Below are 12,673 nucleotides of genomic sequence, written 5' to 3'. Positions count from 1 at the left end.
GGGGCCCGGAGGGCGGTGAGGCGGGCCGGCATCGGCCGCGAACCTGTACCGGTTCCTCGCCGGCTACCCCGCCCGCCGACGACGTCAGGAATCGCGCTCTTCAGGCTCCACGCTCCCTTCTGTTCGACCTCGACTCTCTTTCGGCCCGGCCGCCGGCCACTCGCCAACCCGGTCGTGCTTTCGGATTCCGCTGCGGAACCCGAGCCGGCGCCGGCCCCCGGGGATCCCGGCACGGTGGACATCGTCGCGGTGGACGTGCGCGGCGCGATCGCGGGCGTCGCGCGCGCGATCGCGCGCACCGGGCGGAGATCGCCGGGAGCGCGGAGCCTGACCGCGTGCTCGGAATCGAGATCGTGGACGCCTGAGCGACGGCCGCCTGACGCTGGAGGCGTTGCCGCCCGCGGGCACCATGCCTGGAGGATAGCAGCGCCGGACCGGTGCACAGCTTTCTTCCAGCCTACGGCCGTGAAATCCACCCATGGTCGCTATCCAATTCGAAAATCCCGTCGTCGGGCCCGCAAATTTCTTTTGTAAAAAAATAAAATGATGCAATAGTAATTAAAGACAATTAGAAGTTACATGATGACCCAAAAATCGACGTAAACGCACATCATCTAAAATATTTAAAATGACAAATACGATTCGTAAGCTCACAGCTCGGATTCAAGCAATTTGGAAATGATGCGTATGAATGAGATAAGTTGATATAAATTGTTAACAGATTGATGTTATGGTTCCATGATGTCGAACCTCTTCCGGCTCCGCCACCCGCCCCTGCCCCCGGTTGCCGTGCTTCCCGATCCCGCGGCGGAACGCGAGCCGACGCCGGCCCGCATGGATCCGGGCGTGGTGGCCATCGTCGAGGCGGATGTGCGGGGGGCGATCGCGGGCGTCGAGCGTTCCATCGCGGCGGCCCGTGCGGAGGTCGTGGCGATGCAGCGGGATTCGCAGGCGATCCGCGAGCAGTCCGAGGCCCTCGCCGGGAGCGCGCGGGCCGCTTCCGCGGCGAGCGCGGAACTCGCGGAGCGGACCGGCGCGCTTGCGACGACCTCCGGCCGCATCGACGGGGCGATGACCGAGGCGGCGCGGCACGTCGACCAGGCGACGGCCTGCGGGCAGGAGGCCTCCGCCCTGGTCTCGTCGCTCGACGCGGCCGGGAGCGAGATCGCCGGCATCGTCGACACCATCGCGAAGGTGGCCCAGCAGACCAACTTGCTGGCGCTGAACGCGACGATCGAGGCCGCCAGGGCCGGCGAGGCCGGCCGCGGCTTCGCGGTGGTCGCCGCAGAGGTCAAGGCGCTCTCGGTCCAGACCGCCCGCGCCGCCGAGGAGGTGCGCCTGCGCGTCGCGCGCCTGCGCGAGGGCGCCGCCTCGTCGGGCAAGGCCCTCGGCGCGGTGGCAGCGGCGATCGAGGCGGTGCGCCCCTCCTTCGCTCTGGTGCGGAACCTCGCCGAATCCCAGGCGGGTACCGTCGCGGGAATCGTCGGCGAGGCGGCCCGGACCTCCGATCAGGCGGCCACGGTCCACGCCGAGGCCGTCGCGGTGAGCGGCGCGACGCGGTCCCTCGACGGCCAGGCCGCCGCCATGGAGAAGGCCGCCGCGGCGGCGGCCGGCGAGGCCGCGCGGCTCGCCCGGCGCTTCGTGGCTGTGATCCGTCAGAGCGAGGTCGGAGACCGGCGCCGGTTCGACCGCTACCCCGTGGAGCATCCCGTGCGCCTTGCCGACGGCCGGGGAAGCCGCACGATCGACCTGAGCGAGGGCGGGCTTCTGCTGGCGAGGCCCGACGGGCACGCCCTGCCGGTCGGGTCGATCCTGCGGCTCGACGTCGAAGGGCTCGGAGCGGTGGAGGCCCGGGTTGCCGCGGAGAGCCAGCTCGGCCTGCACTGCGCCTTCGCGCTGCTTCCCGAACCGGTCCGCGAGCGGCTCCTGCGCCTCCTCGAGGAGACCCGCGCCGGTTACGCGCCCCTCATCGCGCGGGCCCAAGCGGTCGCCGGCCGCGTCGCCGCCCTGCTCGCGACCGAGATCGAGGCGGGGCGCCTTCCTGAGGCCGACCTGTTCGACACCGACTACGTACCGATTCCCGGCACCGACCCGGCGCAGTTCCGGACCGGCGCGGTGTCCGTCCTCGAGCGGCTGCTGCCGCCGATTCTGGAGGGCGAACTCGTCCAGGATTCCCGCATGCTGTTCTGTATCGTCACGGACCGGAACGGCTTCCTGCCGGTCCACAACCGTCGCTACGCCCAGCCGCAGCGGCCGGACGACCCGGTTTGGAACGATGCCCATTGCCGCAACCTGCGGATCTTCGACGACCGCACCGGCATCACGGCGGCGCGTTCGACCCGGCCGGCCACGGTGCAGGCTTATCGGCGCGAGATCGGGCGGGAGGTCGTCCTCGTGCGGGAGGTGGACGCGCCGATCAGCATCCACGGCCGGCACTGGGGGGCCTGCCGCACCGCCTACGCGCTCTGATTCACGGTCAGAATTCCGGCTCGTTCAGCGCCCGGCTGCCGATCCGGCTCTGCAGGTCGATGGGGGAGCCGGCCTGTCCGCCGGCCTCGTCGACGACGATCACCGGGATGCCGGCGTCGCGCATCTGCGCCCGCAGGCGCTCCGCCATCGTCCGGAACGCGCCCGCCTCGCGGGGCGGAACATGAAGCAGAACGGCCGCCGGCCGGGGCATCACCGCCAGCACGTCGTCCGCCGCCTCGAGCGAGGCCGTGACGCTGGCGTAGCCCAGCTCGGCGAGCTCGGCGGAGAGGGCCCGATCGACGGCGCGGTGGCCGTCATCGACGACGAGGACTTTCTGCAGCGCACCCATGGAGCGAGTGGTAATCCGTTGCGCGCCTCTCGTGAAGGCACCGCAGCAATAACTCGCGTAGCCGCCGAATGGTTCACGCGGCCCGGGGCGAGGCCGCGCGGCGCGCGGCGGCCGGGTCCGCCTCCGGCGGCCGCAACCCTCTGATTTGTCATGGATAAACCACGATCCGCACCGACCCGCTCACGCCTCCGTCACGGCCGTGGCGACGCCGGCCATCAGCGTGGTGCGGAAGCGCGACACCGTCCAGTCATCCACATTTTCGTTGCGGGCGGTGCCGCGCTGCAACACGCGGATGGCGGCGGCCGGCCCCTGGAAGGCGAGCTGGCCCTCCGCCTCCCGCCGGATGCGCATGAGCCCGCCCGCCGTCGTCCGCTCGGGCGCGGCGAGGAGCAGCGCGACGTCGCTGCCGTCGCGGCGGCCCGCCACCAGGGCGGCCTCGTCGAACACCACCACGTCGGTGACGTCCCGGCGTCCCGGCGCGCGGGCGCTGAGCCGCACGGGCGCGCGATGCACGAAGACGAGGCTCTTGAGGCGGGCCGGCACGCTCGTCCGGGCGAGGCCGGGCTCCATCCAGCCCGGCGCGACGAGGTGGGTCGGCTCGGGGCGGGCCAGGGCCGCGGCGAGGCCGGCGCTGTCGTAGACGGGGTGGGATTCGAGGGTCCCGCCCGTGAGCAGCGCGGCGGCGAGGCCCGGCACGAGGCCGCGCAGGTCGGCCGGCGGCAGCAGGCTGAGGATGCGGTCCCCCGGCTCGATCCGGGCCGGTGCGAGGTAGAGGGCCGTGGCCGCGGTGAGCGCGTCGTGGTCGCGCAGGACCGGTCGCGGCGCCGCCTCGCCCGTGAAGGTGACGTAGCCCGCGACCTCGGCGCTGCCGAAGGTGGCGTCGCCCCGGTGGTCCAGCACCATCCGGTCGAGGCCCATCACCCCGTCCGGGACGTGCGGGCCGAAGGCGGCGACGAAGCGCAGGGGAAAGTAGCGCGCCGCGACCCGGCACAGGCGCTCGGCGGGCCTGTCGTCGCCGACCTGGCCCTGGGTCACGATCGCCTGCATCTGCGCCGCCTCGACGGCCTTGAGCAGCCGCGCCTCGTCCCAGGTCACCGGCAGCAGGCAGGGCAGGTGGCCGGCCTGCTCGATCGCCATCAGGGCGAGGTGGCTCTCGGTGATCCCCGCCATGCAGAGGCCCACCGGGCTGCGCGGCGGCAGGCGCAGGGCCTGGAGGCCGGCGGTCAGCCGCGCGGCGATCTCCCGGGCCGTGGCGTAGGTCCAGGCGATGGCCGGCCGCCCGCACCAGGCGGCCTTGTCCGGCTGGTCGACGAGGGCGATGCGGTCGGGGTGGCGGTCGGCCGTGGCCGCGAGCAGCGCCGCCAGGCCGAGCGCGCGCGCCGGGTCCGCCCCAGGCTCCGCCGCCCCCGCCGTCACCGCCGCCTGCTGAGCCGCCACCGCACACCTCGCCCTCACGGCGCGACACTCCGGGGTCATGGTTAAGAAGACCTCAAGATCGCGGCTGCGGGCGGCGAATCGTCCTCGCCAGGCTCGCGGGCATGCGCTAGACGGCGCGCGCGGCCGGGAGGTCATGTCTTCGCCTCAATCGACGGGGAAGCAGGCGCCCGGAGGTCGAGCGGGGTCCCCGGCCGCGCTCCCGCTTACGCCCACGCCACAGGCCCGCTGCCGCCCCGCGCGGCTCAAGGCTCTGCAAATCAAGCCGAACCGAGGGGTTCCCACCTGATGTTCTTCGCGACTCGTTCCGCGCGACCGGCACCGGCCGCCGCCCGTCTGGCCCTGGCCGGCCTCGCCCTCGGCCTCGCGGCCGGTCCCGCCCTGGCCCAGCCGAAGAAGCCCGCGGCCCCGGCCCCGGCCCCGGCTCCGGCCGCGCCCGCGCCCGCCCAGCCGAACGCGGCGCAGCAGCAGGCCAGCGGCCCGCAGGTCGTGGCCGTGAAGTCCGAGCCGTCGCAGGCGGACTGGACCAAGGTCTGCGGCAAGGACCAGGGCAGCGGCGCCGAGGTCTGCTACACCACTCGCGACTTCGTCTCCGAGCAGGGCCAGCCGGTCCTCGCCGCGGCGATCTACGACCTCAAGGGCGCCCAGGGGAACGTGCGCGTCGCCCGCTTCCTGCTGCCGCTCGGCCTGCTCCTGCAGCCGGGCATCCGCGTGGCGGTCGATACCGGCCAGGCTCTCCCGGGCAAGTTCGCGGTCTGCTTCCCGAACGGCTGCTTCGCCGAGGTCCCCGGCCTGAAGGACGACGTGATCGCCTCCTTCAAGAAGGGCACCACCCTGAACCTCAGCGTCCAGAACCAGGCGCAGCGCGAGGTCACCTTCGCGGTGCCGCTGGCCGGGTTCGGCAAGGCCTTCGACGGCGCCCCGATCGACCCGAAGGTGCTGGAGGAGCAGCAGAAGAAGCTGCAGGCGGAGCTGGAGCGCCGCAGCGAGGAGATGCGCAAGCAGCTCGAGGCGCAGAAGGGCGCGGCGCCGGCGGCCCCCTCCGCCAACGCCCAGCCGAAGTAAGGCGGACGGATTTCCGGGATCGGGGCCGGGCGGCGACGCCCGGCCTTTTTCCATTCAGGGGGCGCCTCCCTGAAACGGTCTCGCAAAGCGGTGTCGTTGCTGCGAGATCTGAAGCACCCGGTTTTGGAGATCATGGCGCGGGGGAACCCCTCTGCCGTGCGGGCGACCGTGTGCACACATCTCAGTAGCCGGTTGATCAGCTGAACGCTTCTGGAAAGCACAACACTCCTCATGCTGAGGTGCTGCGCAGCAGCCTCGAAGCACCCCGCAGCCGTCAATCCAAGACAAGAATGTGTTGGATACGCTGTTCTGGGGTGCTTCGAGGCTCCCTTCGGTCGCACCTCAGCATGAGGAGATTGGTTTGCGGCCATTGTTCGGAGCTGATGCTGTCGTTTGCCAACGCCCCAGTTGAGGAGAGGTGCTGATCACCAGCCTCATCGACGGTGAGCAAGTCTCGCGATGTCATGCCAGCCACTGCCCAGCTGACGCGGCCGAGCGGTCATGGTGCCGTCCGCAGGTCCACCGGCGGAATTGACCATCTTCTCGATAGGGCGCGGTGTTTCCGCTGTGTGCACACGGTACCCCACTCGGGAGAGGGGATCCCGCGCCGGTCTGGAAGTGCCAGCACCGAGACTCGCAGGTCGTCGCCGCAAATCAGAACGCTCGCCGTCCGCAAGGAACGGTGAAGACGGTGACGGACTGACGCCATCCGCTTCGATCGAGCGGATCCCGGGTCAGTTCGCGGCCTCGCCCCGCATCCGGTAGGCACCGCTGGCGTCGCGCACGAACAGTTCCGCGATGCGCGCGTGGCGCAGGGCCTCGCCCGAGGTGTCGGGCACCAGGTTCTGCTCCGAGACGTAGGCCACGTACTCGGTGTCCTGGTTCTCGGCGAGCAGGTGGTAGAAGGGCTGGTCCTTGGAGGGCCGGACCTCCTCGGGGATCGCCTGCCACCATTCCTCGGTGTTGTTGAACACCGGATCCACGTCGAAGATGATCCCGCGGAACGGGTAGACGCGGTGGCGCACCACGGCCCCGATGTTGAACTTGGCGCGGCGGATCGCGACGGGGGCGAAGGCGGTGGACATGGCGATGGACGGGGCGGCTTCGGCGGGACGGCGGGTCATCGGGCAGAGGTAGGTGCGGCGGCACCGGTTTGCACCGGGCCGCCGCGCCGCATCATGCCACAGGCGCCGCGCCTGCGGGAGGGTCAGAGCCCGTAGCTCCGCGCGAGGTCGGGATCCTTGGCGGCCACGAGCTTGGCGAGGTTCACGATCACGCTCGCCTGCTTCCAGGTGGCGTCGTCCTGCATCTTGCCGTCGATCATCACGGCGCCGGTGCCGTCCGGCATCGCCTCCAAGATGCGTTGGGCGAAGGCGACCTCGGCCGGGTCCGGCGCGAACACCGTCTTGGCGATGGCGACTTGGCTCGGATGCAGCGTCCAGGCGCCCGCGCAGCCCATCAGGAAGGCGTTGCGGAACTGCGCTTCGCAGGCCGCCGCATCGGAGAAATCACCGAAGGGGCCGTAGAAGGCCTTGATCCCGTTCGCCTGGCAGGCATCGACCATGCGCGCGATGGTGTAGTGCCAGAGGTCCTGCTGGGCGCTCGCGCGGGCGGCCCCGCTCTCGGCCGGGTCGGCCAGCACCTTGTAGTCCGGGTGGCCGCCGCCGACCCGGGTCGTCTTCATGCCGCGGGAGGCCGCGAGGTCGGCCGGGCCGAGGCTCATCCCGTGCATGCGCGGCGAGGCGCAGGCGATGGCGTCCACGTTGGCGACGCCCTCGGCGGTCTCCAGGATCGCGTGGATCAGGATCGGCTTGCCGACCCCCGCGCGGGCTTCGAGCTGGGCGAGGAGCTGGTCGACATAGTGGATGTCCCACGGCCCCTCGACCTTGGGCACCATCACGACGTCGAGCTTCGCGCCGACCGCGCCGACGATCTCGATCAGGTCGTCGAGCATCCAGGGGCTGTTGAGGGCGTTGATGCGCGTCCACAGGCCGGTGCCGGCGGCGGCGAAATCCACGTCCCGCGCCATGGCGATGAAGCCCTTGCGGGCGTTGAGCTTCTGGTCGGCCGGGACCGCGTCCTCAAGGTTGCCCAGCACCACGTCGACCTGGTGGACGAGATCCGGCACCCGGGCGCGGACCTTGTCGTTGTGGGGCGGCACGAAGTGGATCATCCGCTCCAGCCGCACCGGCAGGTCGCGGAACGGCGCGGGCGCCCCGGTGGCCAGGGGCTGGAAGAAGCGGCGCGGCAGTTTCATGGCGGTCTCCCTGCGGGGTGGCGCGGCCCGGCGGATCCGGCCTCGCGCGCGGGAAGGCCCCGCCGCTCCCCCGGCTCGACGGCCAGGGGTAGTGCATGGGCCGCGCCAGCGTAAAGACGCGCGGCTTTCGGCCGATGGTCGGGGGTGGGCAGCGGCGGTTGCGCGCATCACCGGTCCACAAACGTCGGCGCTCTTGTCCGCGCGATCGAGGGTTGCGCCTCGCCGAGGAGGATGGTGCTCGACGATCGGCGGTTCTTGCTCCGACGATCACGCGCCATGACGCAAGGTCATCGAGAACGGTCGGCGCCCCTCCGAACGGCGGGCATGATCGGCCTTTGATCTGGTCACCGGATGACGTCGCGATCGCGGTCGAGGCGGTGGATGGCGACACCGTCCTCATCACCGTTGCGATCCCGATCGGCGTGATCAGGGTTCATCGCGACGGTTGATTTCGTGGCCGACGAGGTCACCTCTCATCCACCCACATCGAAGGGCTGTCTCCGGGCGATCTCGGCCGCGCGGGTTTGAATGCGATCGGACGCAAGGCGTTGGAGGTCTTCCATGTCGGACGTCTCAGGGTTGAGGGAGCGGCTCGGACGACCGGCCGCAACGCCGGTCGCGCGGCGCGCCCCTTCCGGTATCCCCGTGGCGATTGAGCTTCGGACGCCGGACGGGTTCGCGAAGCCCATCGCACTCCTTCACGTTCTCAAGGATCTCGGCCTCACCTTGGCGGAAGCGCACGGCGTGCTGAACGCCGCCAAGCAGGGCGGCACGGTTCGGATCACCAGCCGGGCCGCGCGCGGGCAGGAGGTCGTGGACAGGATGGTGGTGCTCGGCGTCCGCGCCTGCGCGATGCCGCCGAAGCGCATCCCGCGCGGCGCCCCCGACATCGAGATCCTCGCGGCGCCGCAATCCGACGAGGGGTGAGGGACGGCCCGCGGATCGTTGCCGGCGCGGGGTCACTCGCGGCCGGTCGGGCGCGACGAGACCCGCTTGGCGGTTCGGCTCCCTTCGCCCGTCGCGAAACGCACCTTGCGTAATCACGCATGTTGCAGGCCGCGACGCCGTGCGAGCCTCCCCGAAACGGAGGACACGCCATGGCATTCGCGCTCGCTCCCGGGGCGCTGCTCCCCGGGCTGATCGCCCTCGGGACGATCCTGCTCTGGGCGACGGCGCGGCTGCCCGAATACCTGACCGCGCTCCTGTTCTTCGCCGCCGCGATGGGGCTGCGGGCCGCCCCCGCCGAGGCGGTCTTCGCCGGGTTCCAGTCGGCGGCCTTCTGGCTGGTCCTGTCCGGCTTCGTGATCGGGGCGGCGATCCGCAAGGTCGGCCTGGCCGACCGGGTCGCCCGGGCGCTCGGGCCGCGCCTGTCGGGATCCTGGCCCCGCCTCGTCGGCGGCACGGTGGCGCTCTCCTACGCGCTCGCCTTCGTGATGCCCTCGAACATGGGCCGCATCGCCCTGCTGATGCCGATCGTCATGGCCCTCGCCGAAAGCTGCGGGCTGTCCGGGCGGGGGCGGACCGCGCTCGCCCTCGCGGTCGGCTTCGGCACCTACGAACTCTCGGCGAGCATCCTGCCGGCCAACGTCCCGAACCTCGTCATGGCGGGGGCGGCGGAGAGCGCCTACGGGCTGCACGTCTCCTATCTCCCTTACCTCGCGCTGCACGCCCCGCTGCTCGGCCTCCTCAAGGGTGCGGCGCTCGCCGCCTGCCTCTGCGTGCTGCTCCCTGACCGGCCGCGGGCGGTCGCGGCCGAGCCCGCGTCGCCGCTCAGCGGGCCCGAGCGGCGGCTCGCGGCGCTCCTCATCGTCACCCTGGCGCTCTGGGCCTCGGACGCGCTGCACGGGGTGCCGCCGGCCTGGATCGGGCTCGCCTCCGCCTGCCTCTGCCTGCTGCCGCGGATCGGCTTCCTCGCCGGGGAGGATTTCGCGAGCCGCGTCGACCTGCGCACCTGCCTCTACATCGCGGGCGTGCTCGGCCTCGCCGCGATGGTGGCGCGCACCGGCCTCGGCGACGCCCTCGGCCGCCAGTTCCTCGCGCTGCTGCCGCAGGACCCGGCCCGGCCGGCCCTCGGCTTCGCCTCGGTGCTCGGGATTGTCGCGGCGCTCAACTTCGCGGTCACGGGCAGCGCCGCCCCGGCGCTGTTCACGCCGCTCGCCCGGGCGCTGGCGGACGGCACCGGCCTGCCCCTCGACGCCGTCGTGATGGCCCAGGTGATCGGCTATTCCACGCCGCTCCTGCCCTACCAGGCGGCGCCGGTCGTGGTCGCGATGGGCATGGCCGGCGTGCCGCCCCGCGAGGCTGTGCGCCCCTGCCTCGCCGTCGCGCTCGTCACCTACGGGCTGCTGGCGCCCCTCGACTACGCCTGGTTCCGCCTCCTCGGCTGGATCCCGTGATCCTGCCGTCCGTCAGCCGGCTCACAGTCCAGGGCGAGATCGGCCGCCGCGCGTGGGGCGCCGGGCCTTCCGGTCGACTCGGGGCGGAAGCTATCGAGGGCGGGCGCGTCTCGGATAGACTGAGAAGGACTTGATCTGATCGGGCAACATTGAATTAATTTGTGCTATTTCGCACATGCGGCGAAGCGGTGCCGGAACGGGGCCGCGCAAGGGGCGTTTTCGTGCCGAGGCGGGTGGCGGAGGACCGGAACGATGTCGGGAACGACCCGGCGGCGGGACATGCTGCTCGCCGCAACCTGGCTGATCGCTGCGGGCGTCCAGGCCCCGGCCTGGGCCGGCAACCCGGCGGCGCCCGAGGGGCCGCGCGCCAAGACGCGGCTGGAGTTCACGGCCGGGGACCTCGCCGCGGCCCGGCCCGAGGGGCTGCCGGCCGCCCTTCGCCGGCCCGCCGACGATCCCGCCGCCTTCCGCGACCTCCTCGCCTCCGCTCCGCAGGCCGGCCGCGCTCCCTGGCTCGCCCTCTCCGGGGGCGGCGAGAACGGCGCCTACGCGGCCGGCCTCCTCAAGGGCTGGAGCGCGTCCGGCGGCCGGCCCGATTTCGGGGTGGTCACCGGCGTGTCCACGGGGGCGCTGATCGCGCCCTTCGCCTTCGCGGGCAGCCGCTACGACGCGGCCCTCGAACAGGCCTACACGCAGACCACCGCGGCCGACGTCTTCGAATTCGGGGGCAGCGACGAGGCCCTCACCGACACCTGGCCGCTCAGGAAGCAGATCGAGAAGAGCGTTACGCCCGCGCTTCTCGCCGACATCGCGGCCGAGCACCGCAAGGGCCGCCGCCTCCTCGTGGTGACGACCGAACTCGACAGCGACCGCCCGGTCCTGTGGGACATGGGCGCCATCGCGGCGAGCGGCGGGCCCGCGGCCCTGAAGCTCTTCCGCGAGGTCGTGCTCGCCTCGGCGGCGATCCCCGGCATCTTCCCGCCCGTGATGATCGACGCGCAGGGACCGGGGGGCAAGCGCTTCCAGGAGATGCACGCGGATGGCGGCACCACCGCGCCGTTCTTCCTGGCGCCCGGTCGCCAGATCCTCGGCGAGGACGGGGAGGCGGGCGGGCTTCCCGCGCCCGCGGTCTACGTCGTGGTCAACAACAGCCTCGCCCCGGATTTCCAGGTCACCTCGCGCACGACGCTGAGCGTGCTCGGCCGCTCGCTCTCGGCGGCCATCAAGGCCCAGACCGCCGGGGCGATCGCCCTGTCGCGGGGCTTCGCGGCGCGCACCGGCCTGCCGCTCCACGTGGCGGTGATCGACGCGCGCTTCACCCGCCGCTCCCCGGCGCCCTTCGACCAGGGCTACATGCGGGCGCTCTTCGCCCACGGCGAGCGGCTCGGCCAGCAGGGCACCGCCTTCGACTGGACGCCCGATTCCGTGACGACGAGCACCCTGCGGCGGGAGGCCGGCGGGTCCGGCGGGGAGCGGCGGGCCGACGCCGCGCGCTGAGCCTCAGCCGGCCGGGACGAGCCGCACCGCGCCGGTCGCCGGGTCGGCCGCGACGGCGCGGTAGAAGCAGGCGCGGCGGCCGGTGTGGCAGCAGCCGCCGTCGCCCCCGACCCGCACCCGCAGCAGCAGGGCGTCCTGGTCGCAATCGACGCGCATCTCGACCAGGGTCTGGATCTGGCCGCTGGTCGCGCCCTTGTGCCAGAGCTCGCCCCGGGAGCGCGACCAGTACCACGCCTCGCCGGTCTCGAGCGTGCGGGCGAGGGAGTCGCGGTTCATGTGGGCGAGCATCAGGATCTCGCCCGTGTCGGCGTCGACCGCGACGGCGGTGATCAGGCCGTCGGCGCCGAAGCGCGGCGTGAAGGCCGTGCCCTCCTCCAGGTCGCGTTTGGCGCCGGGCTGCGCGAAGGCGATGCTCATCGGCGCTGGTCGCGCACCAGGGAGAGGAAGCGGACCTGCTCGTGCGGGTCCTGCTTGAACACGCCGGTGAACTGCGTGGTCAGCGTCGAGACGCCCGCCTTCTGCACCCCGCGCATCGCCATGCAGAGGTGCTCGGCCTCCACCATCACGGCGACGCCGCGGGGGTTCAGCACCGCGTCGATCGTCTCGGCGATCTGCGCCGTCATGGTCTCCTGCGTCTGCAGGCGGCGCGCGAAGGCGTCCACCACCCGGGCGAGCTTCGAGAGCCCGACCACGCCCCGGCGCGGGTAGTAGGCGATGTGCGCCCGGCCGATGAACGGCACCATGTGGTGCTCGCAATGGGAGTGGAACGGGATGTCGCGCACCAGCACGATGTCGCCGTAGCCCTCGACCTCCTCGAAGACGCGGTCGAGGATGTGGGTCGGCTCCTGGCGGTAGCCGCCGAAGATCTGCTCGTAGGCGCGCGCCACGCGCTGGGGCGTCTCGCGCAGGCCCTCGCGGTCGGGGTCGTCCCCGGCCCAGCGGATCAGGGTGCGCACGGCGGCCTCGGCCTCCTGGCGGGTCGGGCGGTCGGTGACGCGCTCGGGACGGGCCGCGTCGCTGCGCTTGTCGGCGGCGTCCGGCAACCGGACCGACAAGGACTTCAGCACCGCATCCATGCAGCCTCCCGCCCGCGCGACGCGGGCCTCACCGTTGGGTCATCGCCCCGGACCATCCGGGCGCCGGCCTCGCGATCCGCCGCCGGGCGGCCTATATCGGTCCTGCGCGGCGCGGGCGCAATGCACCCGC

General features: G+C 72.2%; 12 protein-coding genes. 6 read left to right on the top strand and 6 right to left on the bottom strand.

Annotation, left to right across the window (positions count from 1 at the left end; genetic code table 11):
- Positions 1-738: 738 nt before the first annotated feature.
- Entirely contained in the window at positions 739-2,469 is a 1,731-nt protein-coding gene (locus ACW9J6_RS21900; RefSeq protein ID WP_457118627.1) for a methyl-accepting chemotaxis protein, read from the top strand.
- A 7-nt stretch (positions 2,470-2,476) separates the two neighbouring features.
- Here ACW9J6_RS21900 and ACW9J6_RS21895 read toward each other — a convergent pair whose 3' ends face one another.
- Positions 2,477-2,818 (bottom strand): hypothetical protein, encoded by a 342-nt coding sequence (locus ACW9J6_RS21895; RefSeq protein WP_457118626.1) that lies wholly within the window; start codon positions 2,816-2,818, stop codon positions 2,477-2,479.
- A 180-nt stretch (positions 2,819-2,998) separates the two neighbouring features.
- On the bottom strand, positions 2,999-4,255 hold the full coding sequence (locus tag ACW9J6_RS21890; protein ID WP_457118625.1) for an AMP-binding protein: 1,257 nt from the start codon (positions 4,253-4,255) through the stop codon (positions 2,999-3,001).
- Positions 4,256-4,540: 285 nt separating this feature from the next.
- On the opposite strand from ACW9J6_RS21890, the gene ACW9J6_RS21885 reads away from it, so the two are divergent.
- On the top strand, positions 4,541-5,317 hold the full coding sequence (locus tag ACW9J6_RS21885; RefSeq protein WP_457118624.1) for an invasion associated locus B family protein: 777 nt from the start codon (positions 4,541-4,543) through the stop codon (positions 5,315-5,317).
- A 734-nt stretch (positions 5,318-6,051) separates the two neighbouring features.
- Here the strand turns inward: ACW9J6_RS21885 and hspQ are convergent.
- Both hspQ and ACW9J6_RS21875 read right to left on the bottom strand, forming a co-directional pair.
- Entirely contained in the window at positions 6,052-6,441 is a 390-nt protein-coding gene (hspQ, locus tag ACW9J6_RS21880; protein ID WP_457118623.1) for a heat shock protein HspQ, read from the bottom strand.
- Positions 6,442-6,524: 83 nt separating this feature from the next.
- The gene (locus ACW9J6_RS21875; protein ID WP_457118622.1) at positions 6,525-7,574 is read right to left on the bottom strand and encodes an HpcH/HpaI aldolase/citrate lyase family protein; all 1,050 of its coding nucleotides are present in this window, start codon (positions 7,572-7,574) and stop codon (positions 6,525-6,527) included.
- A 212-nt stretch (positions 7,575-7,786) separates the two neighbouring features.
- Between ACW9J6_RS21875 and ACW9J6_RS21870 the strand changes: the two genes are divergently transcribed.
- The 4 genes from ACW9J6_RS21870 to ACW9J6_RS21855 all read left to right on the top strand — a co-directional run bounded on the left by ACW9J6_RS21870 (position 7,787) and on the right by ACW9J6_RS21855 (position 11,467).
- Positions 7,787-8,023, top strand: coding sequence for a hypothetical protein (locus tag ACW9J6_RS21870; RefSeq protein WP_457118621.1), 237 nt, complete (start codon positions 7,787-7,789; stop codon positions 8,021-8,023).
- 277 nt (positions 8,024-8,300) lie between these two features.
- The gene (locus ACW9J6_RS21865; RefSeq protein WP_457118620.1) at positions 8,301-8,501 is read left to right on the top strand and encodes a hypothetical protein; all 201 of its coding nucleotides are present in this window, start codon (positions 8,301-8,303) and stop codon (positions 8,499-8,501) included.
- 170 nt (positions 8,502-8,671) lie between these two features.
- On the top strand, positions 8,672-9,970 hold the full coding sequence (locus ACW9J6_RS21860; protein WP_457118619.1) for an SLC13 family permease: 1,299 nt from the start codon (positions 8,672-8,674) through the stop codon (positions 9,968-9,970).
- 252 nt (positions 9,971-10,222) lie between these two features.
- A complete protein-coding gene (locus tag ACW9J6_RS21855; protein WP_457118618.1) occupies positions 10,223-11,467 on the top strand; it encodes a patatin-like phospholipase family protein in 1,245 nt (414 codons plus the stop codon).
- 3 nt (positions 11,468-11,470) lie between these two features.
- Here ACW9J6_RS21855 and hisI read toward each other — a convergent pair whose 3' ends face one another.
- Both hisI and folE read right to left on the bottom strand, forming a co-directional pair.
- Positions 11,471-11,884, bottom strand: a complete 414-nt coding sequence (gene hisI, locus ACW9J6_RS21850) for a phosphoribosyl-AMP cyclohydrolase (RefSeq protein WP_457118617.1) — start codon at positions 11,882-11,884, stop codon at positions 11,471-11,473.
- On the bottom strand, positions 11,881-12,543 hold the full coding sequence (gene folE, locus ACW9J6_RS21845; protein ID WP_457118616.1) for a GTP cyclohydrolase I FolE: 663 nt from the start codon (positions 12,541-12,543) through the stop codon (positions 11,881-11,883). The genes hisI and folE overlap by 4 nt, the downstream gene beginning before the upstream one ends.
- Between the last annotated feature and the right edge of the window lie 130 nt (positions 12,544-12,673).

Source organism: Methylobacterium sp. JK268, assembly GCF_054052225.1.
Note: the sequence above shows the minus strand (reverse complement) of the source record. Positions and strands in the feature narration are given on the sequence as shown.